This is a genomic window from Thomasclavelia spiroformis DSM 1552, from assembly GCF_025149465.1.
In the GTDB taxonomy this organism is placed as follows: Bacteria; Bacillota_I; Bacilli_A; order Erysipelotrichales; family Coprobacillaceae; genus Thomasclavelia; species Thomasclavelia spiroformis.
The window spans coordinates 1,779,225-1,800,168 of the sequence record NZ_CP102275.1; the positions used below are offsets into that span (position 1 = coordinate 1,779,225).

The 20,944-nt window shown below is 33.3% G+C and carries 14 protein-coding genes and 3 rRNA genes; 4 read left to right on the forward strand and 13 right to left on the reverse strand.

The features are described 5' to 3' along the window. The first annotated feature begins 50 nt into the window (after positions 1-50). Positions 51-1,130 (forward strand): AI-2E family transporter, encoded by a 1,080-nt coding sequence (locus tag NQ543_RS08630; protein ID WP_039903484.1) that lies wholly within the window; start codon positions 51-53, stop codon positions 1,128-1,130. 34 nt (positions 1,131-1,164) lie between these two features. On the opposite strand, the gene NQ543_RS12130 is transcribed toward NQ543_RS08630, so the two are convergent. Continuing rightward, positions 1,165-1,242: a YjcZ family sporulation protein gene (locus tag NQ543_RS12130; RefSeq protein ID WP_083784264.1), complete on the reverse strand. Its 78-nt coding sequence runs from the start codon at positions 1,240-1,242 to the stop codon at positions 1,165-1,167. Positions 1,243-1,474: 232 nt separating this feature from the next. Here NQ543_RS12130 and NQ543_RS08635 point away from each other — a divergent pair, with 232 nt between their 5' ends. The 3 genes from NQ543_RS08635 to NQ543_RS08645 all read left to right on the forward strand — a co-directional run bounded on the left by NQ543_RS08635 (position 1,475) and on the right by NQ543_RS08645 (position 3,802). Beyond that, positions 1,475-2,470 (forward strand): peptidylprolyl isomerase, encoded by a 996-nt coding sequence (locus NQ543_RS08635; protein ID WP_004608859.1) that lies wholly within the window; start codon positions 1,475-1,477, stop codon positions 2,468-2,470. After that, positions 2,470-3,324, forward strand: coding sequence for a hypothetical protein (locus NQ543_RS08640; RefSeq protein WP_004608860.1), 855 nt, complete (start codon positions 2,470-2,472; stop codon positions 3,322-3,324). Before NQ543_RS08635 ends, NQ543_RS08640 begins: the two co-directional genes overlap by 1 nt. Positions 3,325-3,394: 70 nt before the next feature. Further along, positions 3,395-3,802 carry an HIT family protein gene (locus NQ543_RS08645; RefSeq protein ID WP_004608861.1) on the forward strand — a complete coding sequence of 136 codons (408 nt, stop codon included), beginning with the start codon at positions 3,395-3,397 and terminating at the stop codon, positions 3,800-3,802. Between the two features lie 89 nt (positions 3,803-3,891). Here the strand turns inward: NQ543_RS08645 and NQ543_RS08650 are convergent, their stop codons facing one another. The 12 genes from NQ543_RS08650 to NQ543_RS08705 all read right to left on the reverse strand — a co-directional run bounded on the left by NQ543_RS08650 (position 3,892) and on the right by NQ543_RS08705 (position 20,932). Further along, positions 3,892-4,836: an HD domain-containing protein gene (locus tag NQ543_RS08650; protein WP_004608862.1), complete on the reverse strand. Its 945-nt coding sequence runs from the start codon at positions 4,834-4,836 to the stop codon at positions 3,892-3,894. After that, positions 4,829-6,817: a glycosyltransferase gene (locus NQ543_RS08655; RefSeq protein WP_039903555.1), complete on the reverse strand. Its 1,989-nt coding sequence runs from the start codon at positions 6,815-6,817 to the stop codon at positions 4,829-4,831. The genes NQ543_RS08650 and NQ543_RS08655 overlap by 8 nt, the downstream gene beginning before the upstream one ends. A 10-nt stretch (positions 6,818-6,827) precedes the next feature. Beyond that, positions 6,828-7,850 (reverse strand): lysylphosphatidylglycerol synthase transmembrane domain-containing protein, encoded by a 1,023-nt coding sequence (locus NQ543_RS08660; RefSeq protein ID WP_004608864.1) that lies wholly within the window; start codon positions 7,848-7,850, stop codon positions 6,828-6,830. Positions 7,851-7,860: 10 nt separating this feature from the next. Further along, on the reverse strand, positions 7,861-8,868 hold the full coding sequence (locus NQ543_RS08665) for an LTA glycolipid anchor biosynthesis glycosyltransferase, IagA/BgsA family (protein WP_004608865.1): 1,008 nt from the start codon (positions 8,866-8,868) through the stop codon (positions 7,861-7,863). Positions 8,869-9,027: 159 nt separating this feature from the next. After that, positions 9,028-9,136, reverse strand: a 5S ribosomal RNA gene (rrf, locus tag NQ543_RS08670). Positions 9,137-9,212: 76 nt separating this feature from the next. After that, positions 9,213-12,122, reverse strand: a 23S ribosomal RNA gene (locus tag NQ543_RS08675). A gap of 227 nt (positions 12,123-12,349) precedes the next feature. After that, a 16S ribosomal RNA gene (locus tag NQ543_RS08680) occupies positions 12,350-13,874 on the reverse strand. Together the 16S, 23S and 5S rRNA genes form the textbook arrangement of a ribosomal RNA operon. Before the next feature lie 337 nt (positions 13,875-14,211). Further along, positions 14,212-17,730 (reverse strand): pyruvate:ferredoxin (flavodoxin) oxidoreductase, encoded by a 3,519-nt coding sequence (nifJ, locus tag NQ543_RS08685; RefSeq protein ID WP_004608867.1) that lies wholly within the window; start codon positions 17,728-17,730, stop codon positions 14,212-14,214. Positions 17,731-17,905: 175 nt separating this feature from the next. Beyond that, positions 17,906-18,373 (reverse strand): hypothetical protein, encoded by a 468-nt coding sequence (locus NQ543_RS08690; RefSeq protein ID WP_004608868.1) that lies wholly within the window; start codon positions 18,371-18,373, stop codon positions 17,906-17,908. Continuing rightward, complete coding sequence (gene galU, locus NQ543_RS08695; RefSeq protein ID WP_004608869.1) at positions 18,373-19,272, reverse strand: UTP--glucose-1-phosphate uridylyltransferase GalU; 900 nt, start codon at positions 19,270-19,272, stop codon at positions 18,373-18,375. Before galU ends, NQ543_RS08690 begins: the two co-directional genes overlap by 1 nt. A gap of 24 nt (positions 19,273-19,296) precedes the next feature. Continuing rightward, complete coding sequence (locus tag NQ543_RS08700; protein WP_004608870.1) at positions 19,297-19,941, reverse strand: rhomboid family intramembrane serine protease; 645 nt, start codon at positions 19,939-19,941, stop codon at positions 19,297-19,299. A 1-nt stretch (position 19,942) separates the two neighbouring features. Next, positions 19,943-20,932, reverse strand: coding sequence for a DNA-processing protein DprA (locus NQ543_RS08705; RefSeq protein WP_004608871.1), 990 nt, complete (start codon positions 20,930-20,932; stop codon positions 19,943-19,945). Positions 20,933-20,944 lie beyond the last annotated feature (12 nt).

The window sequence follows — 20,944 nt, forward strand, 5'->3', positions numbered from 1 at the left end:
TTATATTATAACCAAATTGTGGTATATTTATAGGTAACGGAGGTATGAAAATGGAGTTTTTAAAGAAGTTACAGCAATTTATTTCCTCGAAAAGAATTACTCATACGTTACTAAATCTAATGATTGTTCTTGTTATTATTCTTTTAATAATTACAACAAATGACTTATGGATTGGTCTTCTTAACATGATATGGTTAGTTTCTAGACCATTTATTGTTGGATTTACGATTGCTTTTGTTTTAAATCCATTTATTAATTTTATTGATAAATATTTAAAAAAGCGTGCTGTTTCAGTAATACTAACGTATTTAGCAGTATTTACAATTTTAATTTTGATTATTTTATTAGTAATTCCACTAATTTATGAAAGTATTTTTGAAATGTATCCTACTTTTAATGCAGGATTGAAGGAAATTGGTAGATTTATTCAAAATAATTTTAATTATGATATTAGCTCACTTACAAGCTATATTGAAAAAAGTGTGTATCAGTTTTTTAATGATCCTACTGTTTTGGATGCAACCATTGATGTATTAAATCAAGTTTTAGTAAATTTAACTAATTTTATTATCTATGTTATCCTAGCTATTTATATGTCAAATATTTTTAATAGTATTCGTCAAACAATTAAAAATATTGCAATTAAAATTGATTGTAATTTACCTATTTATTTAAAAGAAATTGATTTATCATTGGTTCAGTACGTTAAGGCATTTTTTATTGGAGCAATTGCACAGGCAATTACAACAATGATAATGTATGTACTAATAGGACATCCTAATTGGTTAATTTTAGGCGTTGTTTCAGGTGTTAGTTCAATTATCCCATATGTTGGTCCAATAATTGCAAACTGTCTTGGTTTAATTACATCTCTAGGAATGCAATCTTCAACTATTATTTTCTTATGTATTTTAATTTTTATTCAATCAATTGTTATGTCATATATCATTACACCAAGAATTTATTCTTCACGAATTGATTTAAGTATTTTATGGGTACTTTTTGGAATTTTGTCTGGTTCTTCTTTATTTGGAATAGTGGGTATGATTATAGCAATGCCTTTACTTGTAAGTATTAAAATTATTTATCAAGTATACAAAGAACATCATCAAGATAAATTGTCGTATTAGTTTTTAAAGGATGTCGATTTTGACATCCTTTTTTCTAACACATATTACAAATAATTACTAATAATATAAATAAAACTAATACTAGAGTAAAAGAATTATCTTGACATGTCATAATAATCGCCTCCTTTTAAAAATAATAAATACCGACAATAACTAAAATAATAAATAATACTAGAGTACTAATTTGGTTATATTTACAGTTATTCATTTAGTTACCTCCTACCACCTACATACTATAAATTATGTTAAAATAACAATTGCTAGTGTGTTTTTGCCTAATTTATTGAAATTAAAACCAGAAAATAGTATAATCTTATCGTTATGGAAAAGTAAGGAGGAAAAATATGAAATTGGGAAAATGTGCTACTGCTTTAGTAGTAACTAGCTTCTTATTAACTGGATGTAGTAACTCAAACACAGTTAAAGAAGACGGTAAATATGTAGTTGCCTCTTTAAGTAAAGGAAAGAGCGATAAAAATATATTTGCTGATGATATCTTTGCAGATATCACTAATACAAATAGGGGTAAAAGTGCTTATTTTGAAGCTATTCTACAAAAATTGATGGATGATAAATTTCCAACTGATAAAGATATGGAAATTGATGCATCCCGTACTGTAGAACAAATTCAAACTTATTATGAAGCACAATATGGTGATCAAGCAGAAGACCAAATCAAAACTGTTTTAGCTAGTAGCGGATATTCAACATTAGATGAGTATGAAAAAGCAATGGTTCAAGCTTATCAAAAATCTAATTTTTTACTAGATTATGTAAAGAATAATTTTGATGAAGTTTTTGACGATTATTATACTTATGCTACTCCACGTTTTGCTAGCATTATTAAGGTTTCTATTGCTGATTCAGAAAATCCAACTCAAGAAGAAACTGCAAAAATTGAACAAATTTCTACTGCATTAGCTTCTGGTACATCATTTGGAGAAGTTGCAACACAATATTCTGATGATTCTACAACTAAAGTAAATAAAGGTGGATTAGGTGTTGTTGATACTACATCTGGTTTAAGTAGTACTTATGGTAGTGAAGTTGAAAGTAAAATTTTTGAATTAAATGCTGGGGAAGTTAGTGAAGCTATTAGTGGAACTGATGGTTATTATTTCGTTTCTGTAACCAGTACAGATAAAAAAGAAATTAAAAAAACAATTAAAAAGAATTTAACTATTGATACACCATTAATTGCTTATGATTCATATCTTCCATATATTGCATATCAATCTTATGATGTAAAATATGAAGATAAAAATATTGAGAAAATGGTAAATAGTATCATTGAAACAGCGCTACAAGAACGCGAAACTAGTAGAGGAGGTACGGAATAATGAATAAAAAAATAATTCCTATAGCTATTGCAAGTACTTTATTAGTTGGATGTGGTTCATCTGCTGTAAATTATTCAAGTGAAGTTGAAAATGGAAGTAAAACAGCTATTAATATTGATGGTACTGAAATTAGTAAAAATGATATATATCATTATTTATTAGAACAATTTGGTAGTTCAGAAGTTTTATCACTTGCACTTACTTATATTGCTGATCAAGAAATTACTGATGAAGATGCTTTTAATACTAGATTAAATGAAGAAATTGCATCACAAGAAGAAAGTGGAACTTCATTGGATGATATTGCTAAACAATACGGTTTAGAAAATAGACAACAATATATCGATCAAGTTTTATCAATAGGTGTTAAACAACAAATGCTTAAAGAAAAATATATTGATAAAAATTATAAAAAATTAATAAAAGAATATAAAGTTAAATATCTAAAAACAATTACACTTGATACTGAAGCAGGTGCAAAAAAATTACTTAAAGAAATAAAAAAAGGTTCTGATTTTGATACAGTCATGAATGAAAATAGCGGTAGTGATGTTGGAATGGTAACTACTGAAACTACAACTGTTGATTCAAATATAATTAAAAAATTAGATGATTTTACTAAAGATGGTGTACACAATAAAGTAATTGAAACATCTGATTCTAAATATGCAATCGTGTATGTTTATAACACTGATACTAGTGAAGTGGAAGATGATATTAAGTCTAATTTATCATCTATTAGTGATATGTCTACAAAAATGGAAACTTATTATTTAAAACAATATAACTTTGATGTTCATGAAAATGCTATTAGAGATGAAATAAAAGAAACTGAACCTGATTATTTAGGATAAGGGGTTACCCTTATCTTTTTTTATGCTAATATATATATTATAGATTTGATAAACATTAAAGGAGATTATTATGGAAAATTGTATTTTTTGTAAAATTGTACAAAAAGATATACCTGGAAAAATTATATATGAGGATGATGTTTGTTTAGCATTTTTAGATTTAAGCCAGACAACTGATGGTCATACTTTAGTTATTCCTAAAAAACATTATAAAAATATTTTAGAAGTAAATGATGAAACATTGACTCACTTAATTGTTGTAACAAAAAAATTAGCAAATAAAATTGTTAAAAATTTAAATGCTAATGGTGTAAACATCTTAACTAATGCAAACGAAATGGCTGGACAAACTGTAATGCATTTTCATATCCATATTATTCCTCGTTATAATCAAGATGATAAGATAGAAATTAATTTTACAGATCGTAGTAACGATGTAAATTTAGATCTAATCTTAAACGAAATAAATAAAAATTAATTTAATCTTTTATAGAGGTACTTTGATGAGTATCTCTTTTTTAAAAAAAAGTTATAGACTATGACGTCTATAACTTCTATACATTAAATTTAACCTATTTTAGGCTTATAAAAAGATCTATTTTCTAACGCAAAAACTCTTTTAGAAAAACTTCCTGGCTCAATTGTTTCTAAAGCTTTTTCTAACATATTAATTCTCGCATCCATATTATCAATCAAATAAATAATCTCAGCCTCTTTTACTTGTGGTAATACTGGTGAACCAAATTCATTTTTACCATGATGTGACAAAATCATATGTTGTAATAAGGTAACTTCTTCACCTTCAATATTCATCTTATCAGCCATTTCTTTAACCATTGCTTGCGAAATTGAAATATGCCCCAACAATTTACCTTCAATCGTATATTCAGGTACAACAGGACCGCTTAACTCAACAATTTTTCCTAAATCGTGTAATGTAATCCCTGCAAAAAGTAAATCTTTATTTAATGTAGGGTATAAACTACATAGGGCGTCAGCAATTTTTAGCATACTATACGTATGATGAGCCAATCCAGATACATATTCATGGTGATTTTTACTCGCTGCAGGATAAATTGTTAATTTATCAAGATGTTCTTTAAATAATACTTTAACCAATTGATTTAGTTTTAAATTATCAATACGATCAATATATTTCATAATTTCACCAATTAATTCTTGCCCAGTTTTTGGAGCACTTTTTAAATATTTTATTTGTTCTTTAGGATCATTTGATGCAACATGAATTTTTATAATTTTCATTTGTCGATCCTCATTATATTTAATAATATCACCTTTAACATATACAACACTTCCTACTGTAAGAGTTTCCACCTGTTCATTAGTAGCATTCCAAAGTTTTGCATCGATCAATCCTGTAACATCTTGTAATGTCATACTCAAATATGTTGAACGATTAGCTCCATTTGTTTTACCTGTTACAACTCGATTGATTAAAGCTTCAATTACAACACTTTCATCGCCTGGTTTTAATTCATTTATCTTATTCATCCTCTAGTGCTCCTTCTTTATTCATAATTTCTTTTATATCTTCATAATTATAACCTTTTCTTAATAAATTATTGATAATTTTTTCTTTCAATTGGTTAGTATCATATTTTTTTGAATATTTCTTTTTTTGTTTAATAAACTCTTTTTCTAAAGCATTGTGTTCTTTTTCGTAATCAAATTCAAAATCATAATCAGACAAAGCTTTTTCAATTGCTTCATTTGTAAAACCTTTTATATACAATTTATCACGAATTTTCTTTAACATTGCTTTATATGAAAAACCAATATTACGATTATAATAAGTATCAATTATTTTAGTAGCAGCAAGATATTCATCATCAAAACTATTCTTTTCTAAACATTGATCAATTATTTCATCACTAACTCCATAATTGCGCAAATTATAAATTGCTTTATTTAAACCTACACCTAATCTTGTACAACGTTTAAGATAATTCATTGTATATTCTTCATCATTAATCAGATTCTTGTTTTGAAGCAATTCTAGTGTAGTATCAAGTTGTGCATCATCATAATTACCACTATCCATCAACTTTTTTTTCATTTGATTATAAGTATAATCTTTAATTGTCAAAAATTTTAAAGCTTTATTATATGCTCTTGTAACTTGTTCATGATCTTTTAAAATATCAAAAGTCTCTTTGCTTATTTCTTTTCCTATCTCTAAATCATATGATCTAATAATTTTATCACTTAACTCTAAGATTATTTCACTTTCATCAAATAAAAAAACAACTTCATTCATAGTATCTTTTATTTCATATATTGATTTAACTTTATACGTATAATACTTTTGTTTAATTGCTAGTTTATAAACATCAATAACTTTTTCATAAAATACCTCGCTACTAAATTTCATAGCATGTAAATATGCTTCTCTTGCCATATTTGAACAATCACTATTCATCATATTTAATAAAATAGATACTAATTCATTTGTTTCTTTAAAAAAATATCCATTTACTCCATCAATAATTACATTCTCCAGATTTTGATCATAGCGAGCAACTGCAGGTATACCACTGGCCATAGCTTCAATATATGTTAATCCTTGTGTTTCTGTAACTGAAGCAGATACAAACACATTTGAAAGATGATAGTAACTAGGAACTTCTTGACTAGGTTTTGGGCCCGTAAAAATTATATATTTTTCAATCTGATCATCTTTGACTAATTCTTTTAATTCATCTAAATATGGTCCACCGCCTACAATTAGGCATAATATATTATCATTTTCTTTTACAATTTCTTTCATTGCATCAATTAATACATCAATGCTTTTTTCTTTAGCTATACGTCCTAAAAAAGTAACAATAAATTGTTCTTTAATTCCATATTTTTCTTTAATTTGATTAATTAATTTATCATCTTTATTTTTAGGATTAAATTTATCTAATTCTAAGCCAGTTGGTATAATATGCATATTTTTATGTAACCCATATTTCTCCAGCGCTTCTTTTGTTTTAATAGAAGGAACTATTAATTCTGCACTTTTATCTCCATAAAACTTACTAATCCTTGTAATTGCTTTTTTTATCAATCCATCTATTGCTGTAGAATTAATTGGATTTACATAATGAGAGTAATCAGCCCACATTGTATGATATGTATATACGACTGGAATATTTAATGCTTCTCCTACAATTCTTCCAAATATCCCAATTCCAAATTCGGTTTGTACATGAATAACTTCAATATTCATACTTTTAATTTCTTTCATTCCTTTAAACGAATATATATTACATGCTCGATATCCATATAATGCCTGAATTTCTAATCCAGGTACTCTTAAAATATTATCATTTGGATCATCTTCATAATCACTTTCACTAGGCAATTCACTTGTAACTACTAAAACTTCATGACCATGTTTAATTAACTCATCTTTTAAAATCTTAGTAGAAGTGGCCACCCCATTTATATCTGGTGTATATGTATCTGAAAAAATTGCAATTCTCATATATTTACTCCTATCCATTTATTTCTCTATCAACAGCAAAAACTAGACCTCCTAATATTAATCCCAAATAATAAGTAACAAAACGCCAAATCAATAATGTGGTTGGTGTCCCAATTTCTCCAAGTACAGGGGAAAATAACATAAAATAAACACCTTCACTACCTCCACTTGCTCCAGGAATTGGGACAAAAGCAGTTATCATATATACAAAGGAACATATTCCAATAAATTCAGCTAATTGTCCAATAGAAACATTTAAATACAAAGCTTTAGCTGCAAAAAAAGGAATACTATACATAATTATTAATTTAAACAAATTAATAACTGATGACTTAATCAAGACACTTTTATTATGCTGTAAAATATTTAATTCTCTTCTAAAATTTTCTAAAGATCTAGTTACTTTAATAGAAGTGTCTGTATAACTTTTAACAATTCTAATTTTACTTAAAAATCTAATAACATTATTACAAATAAAATTTTGAAGTCTCTTTGATTTAGCTCCTAAAAACAATCCAGTAATTACAAAAAAATTAATTAAAAAACCAATAATTGCTAATGAAAAAAAACCAGTATATCTATCACTATAAATATTATATTTAAAAAGCATGACAGATGCTGTAAATATAACTAAAACACTTTGATATACAATAAATACCATTAATAATATACTTGCAGAATTCGCAGGAGAAATACCCTGTCGATTAAATATATACACCTGAGCAAATTGTCCTCCACTAGAAAAAGGAGTTATACCATTAAAAAAAGTTCCAGATATAGCATTTTTAAATCCCTGTTTAAAACTATAATGTTTTTTATACAATCTTCCAAATATATATAAATTAATTCCATCTAAAATATAATAAATACCCATTAAAAATACTGAAAATACAATCCAAAGAGGCGATGCATTTACTAATGCTTCCAATGATGCTTTTAGGTCATCTTTCATAGTTAAATATATAACTAATATTCCTAATGATAAAATCAACACAATATTAAAAATATATTTTTTTTTAGATTTTTTTTCCATAAACTCACCTCTAGTTAGAGTTTAAAACTTGATTATAAACATCACATAACTCCTTACCAATTATTGATAATTCTTTTTTCTTAGCTACCTCATAGCCATTATTAATTAATGATGGATATTCACCGCTTATCATTTTCTTTATAATAGAGACAAAATCACTGGTATTTTTACCCATATAACAATTTTCTTTGTCTTTCAACCAGCTAGAAAATACAGGAATATCTCTTAATAAAATATTACATTTACTTGCAAGAGCTTCTAAAACAACAATTCCCTCAGTTTCTTCTCTAGATGGGAAGAAAAAGATATTACATCTACCATAAGCTCCTTTAATAATATCACCACTTACATATCCTGGTAAAATTAAATTAGGAGGCAAATTATCTAATAAATCTTTAATTTTTTTTGTAGGATGAGATAATTTAATGTCACCAAACCACATAAATTTATAATTAGGTAGTTCTCTTGCCACTTCAACAAATGTATCAAAACCTTTGCGTTCAAATAACCAACCGACAGATATAATTAAAATATCATCATCATCAATATTATATTCTTTTTCAAAAGCCTTAATTTGATTAACTTGAGGATTAAATTGCTTTAAATCAATTCCATTAGAGATAGCACTTATCGGTACATTAATACCATACGATTCTAGTAGTTGTTTCGAATATTCAGTTGGAGTAATAATATAGTCACCTTTACTATACAAATTAATTAGCCATTTTTTATATATTCCAGAAATAGAATTTGAAAACATAAATGAATTTCTAAAATCTTCTTCTGTACTGTGCGCATGATAAACTATTTTTTTATTATTTTCTTTAGCCTGATTTATCATTTTAAAGCTATCAGGCCAAATTGTGTTAATATGCAATATATCATAATCTAAATCATCTTTGTCAGTAGTATATGCAATATTATTTAATTCTAATGCCTTTTTTTGATGAATAAAGGCACGCCCAATTCCAGATTTCTTTATTGTATCTTCTTGTCCAAAATATAACTTAATTTTCATTTTATCACCATCGTTATTATACTACAAATATTCATTTAATAAAAGTAATTAATAAAATCAAAAAAATATGTATTCATGTATAAGAAGAAGAAACAAAAAAAGATACCGGAGAAGGTACCGGTATATGATGAAGAATATATGATCCCAAAATAAAAAAAGAACCGGCAGCTTGCTATTGTCGCACCGCAGTACTATCGTCGCCGTTATGATGCTTAACTTCTGTGTTCGGTATGGGTACAGGTGTGTCCATCATGCTATCGCTACCAGATCTTCTCTTTTAAGCAATTCCTTTCGAGAATCACTCAAAACCGGATAATAGCTCCTATTGCTTCTTCTTCTCTCTTTAGGTTAAGTCCTCGACCTATTAGTATCAGTCCGCTGAACATGTCACCATGCTTACACTCCTGACCTATCAACCTTATCGTCTTTAAGGGGTCTTACCTACTTGCGTAATGGGAAGTCTCATCTTGAAGTGGGTTTCACACTTAGATGCCTTCAGCGTTTATCCCTTCCATATTTAGCTACCCAGCTGTGCCACTGGCGTGACAACTGGTGCACCATTGATATGTCCATCCCGGTCCTCTCGTACTGAGGACAGATCTTCTCAAACTTCCTACGCCCACGACAGATAGGGACCGAACTGTCTCACGACGTTCTGAACCCAGCTCGCGTACCGCTTTAATGGGCGAACAGCCCAACCCTTGGAACCGACTTCAGCTCCAGGATGCGATGAGCCGACATCGAGGTGCCAAACCTCCCCGTCGATGTGAACTCTTGGGGGAGATCAGCCTGTTATCCCCAGGGTAGCTTTTATCCGTTGAGCGACGGCCTTTCCATTCAGCACCGCCGGATCACTAAGCCCGACTTTCGTCCCTGCTCGACTTGTTGGTCTCGCAGTCAAACACCCTTTTGCCTTTGCACTCTGCGCTTGATTTCCATCCAAGCTGAGGGTATCTTTGGGCGCCTCCGTTACTCTTTGGGAGGCGACCGCCCCAGTCAAACTGCCCACCTGACACTGTCCCGTTGCCAGCTTATGGCATCCGGTTAGAACTCCAATACAGGAAGAGTAGTATCCCAACAGCGACTCCTCACACACTGGCGTGCATGTCTCTCAGTCTCCTACCTATCCTGTACATCCTGCATCAAAGTCCAATATCAAGCTACAGTAAAGCTCCATGGGGTCTTTCCGTCTAGTCGCGGGTAACCTGCATCTTCACAGGTACTAAGACTTCACCGAGTCTACAGCTGAGACAGCGCCCAAATCGTTACGCCTTTCGTGCGGGTCAGAACTTACCTGACAAGGAATTTCGCTACCTTAGGACCGTTATAGTTACGGCCGCCGTTTACTGGGGCTTCAATTCAGTGCTTCGCTTGCGCTGACACATCCTCTTAACCTTCCAGCACCGGGCAGGCGTCACCCCATATACGTCGTCTTTCGACTTAGCATAGAGCTGTGTTTTTGGTAAACAGTCGCTTGGGCCGTTTCACTGCGGCTCATATCTCTATGAGCACTCCTTCTCCCTAAGTTACGGAGTCATTTTGCAGAGTTCCTTAGCTATAGTTCTCTCGCTCACCTTAGGATTCTCTCCTCACCCATGTGTGTCCATTTTCGGTACGGGTTACTGTATGATTTTCACTAGAAGCTTTTCTTGGAAGCTGGCTTCAATGACTTCTGTACTTGCCTTGGCTTTCCATCCGCTTCACGCCTTCGCTTTCTCGACATCCGGATTTGCCTGGATATCTGCTACCTCGCTTGCACCTGCTCTTCCAGCCGCAGGATCACCTAGCCTTCTCCGTCACTCCTTCATTCATACCGTAAGTACAGGAATCTCTACCTGTTGTCCATCGACTACGCCTCTCGGCCTCGCCTTAGGTCCCGACTTACCCAGAGCGGACGAACCTTCCTCTGGAAACCTTGGGTTTTCGGTGCGTGGGATTCTCACCCACGTTCCGCTACTCACACCGGCATTCTCTCTTCTATATGCTCCACAGCTCCTTCCGGTACTGCTTCTTCGCTCATAGAACGCTCCCCTACCACTTGCTCATCGCAAATCCATAGCTTCGGTAATATACTTAGCCCCGGTAAATTATCGGCGCAGAGTCATTCGACTAGTGAGCTGTTACGCACTCTTTAAAGGATGGCTGCTTCTGAGCCAACCTCCTAGTTGTCTGGACATCTCCACATCCTTTTCCACTTAGTATATATTTTGGGACCTTAGCTGATGGTCTGGGCTGTTTCCCTCTTGACAGTGGACCTTATCACCCGCTGTCTGACTGCCGAGCATGTCTCTGTGACATTCGGAGTTTGATTATATTCAGTACCCCGGGATGGGGCCATCACATATTCAGTGCTCTACCTTCACATGACTCTCTCTCGACGCTAGCCCTAAAGCTATTTCGGGGAGAACCAGCTATCTCCGAGTTCGATTGGAATTTCACCCCTAGCCACAACTCATCCGCCAACGTTTCAACGGGGGTCGGTTCGGTCCTCCATCGGGTTTTACCCCAACTTCAACCTGGTCATGGCTAGATCACTCGGTTTCGGGTCTACGACATGCAACTAGCGCCCTGTTAAGACTCGCTTTCGCTTCGGCTCCGCATATCCTGCTTAACCTCGCTGCATATCGTAACTCGCCGGTTCATTCTACAAAAGGCACGCTATCACCCTTTAACGGGCTCTAACTTCTTGTAAGCATATGGTTTCAGGTTCTTTTTCACTCCCCTCCCGGGGTTCTTTTCACCTTTCCCTCACGGTACTGGTTCACTATCGGTCACAGAGGAGTATTTAGCCTTACCAGATGGTCCTGGTAGATTCCGACAGGATTCCTCGTGTCCCGCCGTACTCAGGTGCTGTCTCAAGCTTCTTCACTATTTCGGCTACGGGGCTTTCACCCTGTCTCGCCGGACTTCCCAGTCCGTTCGCCTATAATGCCTTCTTGCTCTTTCCTGACAGTCCTACAACCCCGATCCTAAAATCGGTTTGGGCTCCTCCCCTTTCGCTCGCCGCTACTTAGGAAATCATTTTTATTTTCTCTTCCTTCAGGTACTTAGATGTTTCAGTTCCCTGAGTCTCGCCTCTCTGCAGCTATCTGTTCACTGCAGGATATCCGGTCTCTATCCCGGATGGGTTCCCCCATTCGGACATCGACGGATCGTTGCATGCTTACTGCTCCCCGTCGCATTTCGCTGTTTGCTGCGTCCTTCTTCGCCTCTCTGTGCCTAGGCATCCGCCATACGCTCTTCCCTACTTTACCTATTCGGTGTCTTGATCACTATTTCCTTCTTACTGACTGTTTCAGTGTTGAATTCTCTTAGTTTTCTTTCGACTTTCTCTAGAAAGACCTCAATAATTTTCTTATCTCGATCTCTTTCTTTCGCAATTTGTCTATTATCCAGTTTTCAATGATCTCTGAGCTTCTCTCTTCTTCGAGTTTCACTCAAAACTAAACAGAATCTTCTCCACACTTCCTCTTCTCCTTAGAAAGGAGGTGATCCATCCCCACGTTCCCGTAGGGATACCTTGTTACGACTTCACCCCAATCATCAATCCCACCTTAGACAGCTCCCTCCTTGCGGTTAGGCCACCGGCTTCGGGTGTTATCAACTCTCATGGTGTGACGGGCGGTGTGTACAAGGCCCGAGAACGTATTCACCGCGACATGCTGATTCGCGATTACTAGCGATTCCAACTTCATGTAGTCGAGTTGCAGACTACAATCCGAACTGAGAATGGTTTTATGGGTTTTGCTTCACCTCGCGGCTTCGCTTCCCTCTGCTCCATCCATTGTAGCACGTGTGTAGCCCAGGTCATAAGGGGCATGATGATTTGACGTCATCCCCGCCTTCCTCCAGCTTGTCACTGGCAGTCTCGCTAGAGTCCCCAACTTAATGATGGTAACTAGCGACAAGGGTTGCGCTCGTTGCGGGACTTAACCCAACATCTCACGACACGAGCTGACGACAACCATGCACCACCTGTCTCGGATATATCTATCCCCTCATCTCTGAGGTCTTTATCCGGATGTCAAGACCTGGTAAGGTTCTTCGCGTTGCTTCGAATTAAACCACATGCTCCACCGCTTGTGCGGGCCCCCGTCAATTCCTTTGAGTTTCATTCTTGCGAACGTACTACTCAGGCGGAGTACTTATTGCGTTAACTGCAGCACTGAAATTTGACTCCCAACACTTAGTACTCATCGTTTACGGCGTGGACTACTAGGGTATCTAATCCTATTTGCTCCCCACGCTTTCGGGAATGAGCGTCAGTTACAGGCCAGACCGTCGCCTTCGCCACTGGTGTTCCTCCATATATCTACGCATTTCACCGCTACACATGGAATTCCACGATCCTCTCCTGCACTCTAGCAGCCCGGTTTCTATGGCTTACTGAAGTTAAGCTTCAGTCTTTCACCACAGACCTCTGCCGCCGCCTGCTCCCTCTTTACGCCCAATAATTCCGGATAACGCTCGCCACCTACGTATTACCGCGGCTGCTGGCACGTAGTTAGCCGTGGCTTTCTCATAAAGTACCGTCACTCGGATATCATTCCCTATATCCGCCGTTCTTCCTTTATAACAGAAGTTTACAGAACGAATTCCTTCTTCCTTCACGCGGCGTTGCTCGGTCAGGGTTCCCCCCATTGCCGAAAATTCCCTACTGCTGCCTCCCGTAGGAGTCTGGGCCGTGTCTCAGTCCCAGTGTGGCCGGTCACCCTCTCAGGTCGGCTACGCATCGTCGCCTTGGTGAGCCGTTACCTCACCAACCAGCTAATGCGCCATAAGTCCATCCTCTACCAGTGCCTTGGCACTTTTAATATGGTCACCATGCAGTGTCCATACCTATGCGGTCTTAGCTGCCGTTTCCAGCAGTTATCCCCCTGTCTAGGGCAGGTTACTTATGTATTACTCACCCGTTCGCCACTCGAGCATTGCTGCTCGCGTTCGACTTGCATGTATTAGGCACGCCGCCAGCGTTCATCCTGAGCCAGGATCAAACTCTCCATTGTCCTTTTATCTCTCTCAGACAATTTCCTGTCTGTTTAGCTCTTCTTTTTTTCTCTTTGACGTGTGTTCTTTAATTCTGTTTAGTTTTCAATGATCTCTCTTGCTTTTTCAAGCGCAAACTAATATTAACACCTTTATTTACAAATGTAAAGTTTTTTTTACAAAATGTATTAATTTTTTTTACTTTTAAACTTATTAGTCTTTTATATTATTTACAATTATTCATTTTTTATACAAAAATAACAACATAATTAAAATATTTAACAAAATAAAAAGAAACTATATCAAATATAACTTTATTAAAAAGTTAATTTGCTACAGCTTCTTCTTTTATAATATTTAAATCATTCTATTCAAACGTTCACGACGTTTTTTAGCATCATTCAAACATTTATCCATTAATTCATCAGCATGTTCAGGATTAATTTTTGATAATTGTGCAAAACGATTTTCACTTAACAAGAAATCTTTAAATTTATCGAAATCCGGTTCTTTTGAATCAATTTGTAATGGATTCTTTCCTTCATCTTCTAAACGTGGATCATATCTTAATAAATTAAAGTATCCACATGCTACTGCATCTTTTTGTTGTTTTTGATGATTTGCTAAACCACCTTTAATACCATGTTCCATACATGGAGAGTAAGCAATAATTAATGATGGTCCATTATATGCTTCTGCTTCTTTAAATGCTTTTATTGTTTGCATAGGATTAGCACCCATAGCCACTTGAGCTACATATACATGTCCATATGCCATAGCAATTTGAGCAAGATCTTTTTTAGCTACAGTTTTACCTCCAGCGGTAAATTTAGCTATTGAACCTGCTTGTGATGATTTAGAAGATTGTCCTCCAGTATTAGAATATACTTCAGTATCCAATACTAAGATATTAACATTTTGATCACTAGCCAATACATGATCAACACCACCATAACCGATGTCGTATGCCCAACCATCGCCACCGATAATCCATTGTGATTTGCTTACCAAATCTCCTTCTTGGTCTAATAATTCTTTTATTCCTTCATTTTTAGAAGCAACAATTAACGGTAACATTTTATCAACAATTATTCTTTCTTGTTCACGATTTCCTTTGCTAGCAACATATTCATCTAATAATGATTGTAATTCTGGTTCACAATCGCTCTTATTAGCTTCAATTACACTTAATAAATGATTTGTTTTATAATTTTCAGCTAATTTCATACCAAAACCATATTCCGCATTATCTTCAAATAATGAGTTAGCCCATGCTGGACCTTCTCCATTTTTATCAATATTGCATGGTGTCGATGGAGTAGAACCAGTATAAATAGAACTACATCCTGTTGCATTAGCAATCATCATATCTTTACCAAATAATTGAGATGCCAAACGATAGTATGGTGTTTCACCACATCCACCACAAGCTCCAGACACTTCAAAATAAGGTCTCATAAATCCTACACCTTTAACTGTGGTTAGTGGATATTTATCAGTCTTATATTCAACATGTTGGTACATATGATCAGCTAATTTAGCGTGTTTTAACTCTTCCTTTACCGGTACCATTTCAAGAGCTTTTTCACCTTTTTTACCTGGACATTCAGTTACACATAAACCACATCCAACACAGTTATCAGGTGACACTTGGATACGATAAACCAATCCATCAACATTTTTACCGATAGGTTTTAAAACATCATCGCTAATATCTTCTGGTAAATCAGCCATTTCTTCACCATCAATTAAGAATGCTCTAACTGTTGCATGTGGACAAACCATAACACAGTTGTTACATTGAATACAGTTTTCTTTAATCCAACGAGGTACTTCAGTAGCAATTGCACGTTTTTCTTTTATTGCCACTCCAGATTGCATTGAACCATCTAATTTATCCATGAATGCAGAAACCGGTAAATCATATCCATCTAATTTATTAATAATTGATACGAAATTATCAAAATGATCATCACCAGTTCTTACACGACGACTAGTTACAGTTAAATCAGACCAACTTGGATCCACCTTAACTTCAATAATAGCATCTTTACCTGCATCAATAGCTTTATAATTTAATTCAACAATGGCATCACCTTTTTTACCATAGGTTTTTTTAGCCATTTCTTTCATATATTTAATTGCTTCATCAATTGGTAAGATTTGTGGATTCAAAGCAAAGAATGCTGATTGAAGAATTGTATTTGTTCTTCTACCCATACCAATTTCATTAGCAATTTTATTTGCATTAATAATATAGAATTTAGCTTCTAAGTCTGCTAATTGTTTCTTTAGCTTGTTTGGTAAATATTCAACGATTTCATCTTCATTAAATTCAGTATTTAATAAGAAAATACCTCCTTTTTTCAAGTTCTTTAACATATCATATTTTAAACAATAATTATCTAATGAACAAGAAATAAAATCAGCATTATTTACATAATAAGTTGCTCTAATTGGACTATGTCCAAATCTTAAATTAGAACGAGTAGCTCCCCCAGCTTTTTTACTATCATAAGCAAAATAAGCTTGTGAATATAAATCAGTATGATCTCCGATAATTTTGATTGATGATTTATTTGCTGAAACGGTACCATCTGAACCTAAACCATAGAATAAGCATGCAGTATAATCAGCTTTTACGTTAAAATCTGGATCTTCTTTTAATGATAAATTAGTTACATCATCATTAATACCAATTGTAAATGAAGTAAATGGATCATCTAATAATAAATGATCATAAACAGCTTTAATCTGACGAGGTGTAGTATCTTTAGATCCCATACCATAACGTCCACCTACGATAGTTTTAACATGATCTACATCTTTTAATACACTGCAAACATCCAAATATAATGGTTCACCAGTTGCTCCCATTTCTTTTGTTCGATCTAATACAGCAACTTTTTCAACACTTTCAGGTAATACATCTAATAAATATTTTGATGAAAATGGGCGATATAAATGTACTTTAATTAATCCTACATGTTCACCTTGATTATTTAATTCATCAATAGTTTCTTTAATTGTTTCTGTAACAGATCCCATTGCGATAATTACTCTAGTTGCATTAGAATCACCATAATATGTAAATGGTGCATAATGTCTACCAGTAATTTCTGAAATCTTTTTCATATAATCAGCAACAATTTCAACTACCGCATCATAATGTTTATTTTGTGCTTCACGTCCTTGGAAGTAAATATCATCATTTTCTGCTCCACCACGTTCTACTGGATTAGTATGTGGATTTAAAGCATGTTTTTTGTATTTTGCAAGTGCTTCACGATCCAAAAGACTTGCAAGTACATCATAATCCATTACTTCAACTTTTTGAATTTCATGTGATGTTCTAAATCCATCAAAGAAATGCATTACAGGAACAGAACCTTTAATTGCAGTTAAATGTGCAATCCCTCCTAAATCCATTACTTCTTGAACAGAATGAGAACAAATCATCGGCATTCCTACTTGACGACATGCATAAATATCTTGATGATCTCCAAAAATATTTAATGATCTAGTTGCAAGTGCACGAGCAGATACATGGAAAACTCCCGGTAATAATTCACCTGCAATCTTGTATAAATTAGGAATCATCAATAATAATCCTTGAGATGCTGTAAAAGTCGTTGCCAAAGCACCACCTTGTAAAGCCCCATGGACAGCACCTGCAGCTCCGGCTTCTGATTGCATTTCAATCACTTTAACAGGTGAGCCAAAGATATTTTTCTTTCCTTGAGCAGCCCACGCTTCAGCATTTTCAGCCATTGGAGATGAAGGTGTAATTGGATAGATACTTGCTACTTCTGTAAATGCATATGCCACATGAGCAGCAGCAGTATTACCATCCATTGATAAATACTTTTTAGCCATTTTTATAAATCCTCCTTTTGCATAAATACATTATACTACGTCCCCTATTTATTTGCCAGTTATAAATACTGAAAGACACTTACAAAACATATTCTTTATCATAAAATTCTTATAAAGATACTTTAAACAAAAAAACTTATTGATCAATTAAATTAACCAATAAGTTCAATAATATCTAATCTTTTAAAGTCATATAAGCAGCTACAGCTCCAAATAAAAAGATAATTGTCCCTAAAAGATCACCAACAAATAAATTTTTAAAACATGTTATAAACACATTAATAAATAACTGACCATCAATTAAAGGCATCAGCATTATTAAATAAAGTGTCTGAGCAATTAATACACCTAATACATATGATATTACTGCAATTATTGCTAAATTATTCCCACTTTTATGTAAAACTTTTTTTATTGCCATTGCCTCTAAAACACCAACTAAAAAAGCAATATAAGAAAAATTAATACCTGTTTTATAAATTATTGTTTCCATAATAAAACCTAAAACAATTGAAACACCTGTTCCAACTAGAAGAGCTATCAAATAATCTTTGACAAGTACTTTTTCAGCATTATTTTGATTAAAAAATGCTTTTGCTTCTTTTCTTTGCTTATATTCTTGATATTTTTCTTGAAAACTCATTACTTATCTTCCTTTACAATTGACTCAATATATTCACGTACTTTTTCTTTTAAATCATCTCGATTTAACGAAAAATCAATCGTTGCTTTAATAAAACCAAATTTATCACCTACATCATAGCGAATTCCTTCAAAATCATATGCATAAACCGCTTGAATATCCATCAAACGTTTAATTGCATCAGTTAATTGAATTTCTCCGCCAGCTCCTTTTCCTTGAGTTTCCAATAACTCAAATACCTTTGGTGTTAACACATACCTTCCTAACACTGCCATATCACTCGGTGCTTTATCTACCTCAGGTTTTTCCACCATATCGCTTAATTTAACTAGTCTTCCATTACATTCAATAGAATGTGATTTAGATGGACTAACAATTCCATATTTGCATACATCTTGATGAGGAACTGTTTGCACACCTACCACTGATGCCTCTTTAGACATATAGGCATCAATTAATTGTTTTAATGCAGGTTTCCCTCCTTCATTTACAACAATATCATCTCCTAATAACACTGCAAATGGTTCATCACCAATAAATGATTTTGCACATAATACCGCATGACCTAATCCTTTTGGTTCTTTTTGGCGAATGTAGTAGATGTTTGCCATATTAGCAATATCTTGAATCATTTTAACTTGTTCCATTTTCCCAGATTCAGTTAAGCGAGCTTCTAATTCATAGTTTTTATCAAAATGATTTTCCATCGAGTGTTTATTACTGTTAGTAATAATCAAAATTTCTTCAATCCCACTATCTACTGCTTCTTGAATAATATATTGAATTGTCGGTGTATCGACAATTGGTAACATCTCCTTTGCTAATGCTTTAGTTGCTGGTAAAAATCTCGTCCCTAATCCAGCAGCTGGAATAATCGCTTTTCTTACTTTTTGTTTCATAATTTTTCTCCTTATATTCTATATCTAATTGAAGGTATTATAATTACTATGTGCCCCATAACTTTTCCAAATATCTAGAGGCATAAATTTAATTATCAATAACATAGCTATAAAACCACCAATCATTCCCGAAACATGGCCTACCAAAGATATCGAAGGAACTAGAAATGATATCAATAACATCAATATCACACTAGATGCTATTTGTTTAAACACATATGCATATACACTTTTAAACTCCATCGCCAGTGCTAACAACGCTCCCATCAAACCAAATATTGCTCCAGATATACCACCCATAACACTATTTGCCCCACTGCCATTAATCAAATATAAAGCACATGGAAATATGGTTGTAGCAAACATTGAAGCAATCATTACAATCGCATAACGTTTTTGTCCTAATAAATATTCCATTACTGAACCAAAATTTAAAAGCGAATAACAATTACAAAAGATATGCATTAATCCAAAATGAATAAAATTAGCAGTTATCAAACGATAATAATCTTTTAAATGGATTACTAATATCGGATTAAATCCGCCACTTTCAATTCCTTGATATACATTCATTTCAATTCCATATTTTAAAGTTGTATATATATATACTATCATACATATACCAATTACTACACTAGTAATTGGATATTTTTTATAATCAAATTTCATTTTATTCTCCTAAAAACTCAAATATTGACATTTGATCAATATTGATTTCTGTAACTTCCATATCATTTTTATTTTTATCATAAATTTTATCAAACGAATCATCAGATAAAATATCTTTAACATATATTGGTGTAACACCCATATCCAATAAACGATCATTACCTAAATATAATCCTTCAACCGCTAAAGGAATTGTCCAATTATTATGTAAATTTTGTAAAGCTGTAAACCATGTTGCACCATTATTAATACTACTAGAAATAATTATTTGATATTTAGAAAGCGCACAAACATAACTATTACGATCAATTGCATTAGTAATATCAAAATAGCAATAAGGATCCTCAGCACTTAACATTACCAAACATCCTGATTTTAAATATCTTTTAAAATCACTTTGTTTTGCTGCTAATCTTTCACAAACAAAATTAACACATGAACAACCACGTCTTAAAGCATAATGCAATGCTACTTCATCTATTCCTTTAGAATCATTAGAAATATAAGATAAATTATTATCAATAATTTTATCAACTAATTTTCTAGTATACGTACGATCTTTTTTACTAACTTTTGTTAATCCTGCTAAAGATATTCCATCTTTTATATTTTCAATATTACCACAATAGAACAAATAAAGCGGTGCTCTTTTTTTTAAATGCTTCACTAGTCTAATTGGATAATCTTCTTCATATTTAGTAGTAATATTAATTCCATTATTTTCTAGATTATTAAGCACACTTAAAAATAAATTAAGTGTACTTAATCTTTTAACCATTTTATAAGCAATGAATTCATTAATTTCTAAAATATCCTCTAATTCATTTCTTGTCATTGAAAGTAAACTCGCTGGTCCATTTAATCCTTTTTTTCTAATCGTCTGTTCAACCATCTGCCATTCATCTGTAGTTAAAGGAACTTCTTTATACGCTTTTAAACGAGCACAAAATAACATCATTGCAAGACTATCTAAATTTAACTTAATCCGCACTAAATGTCAGCC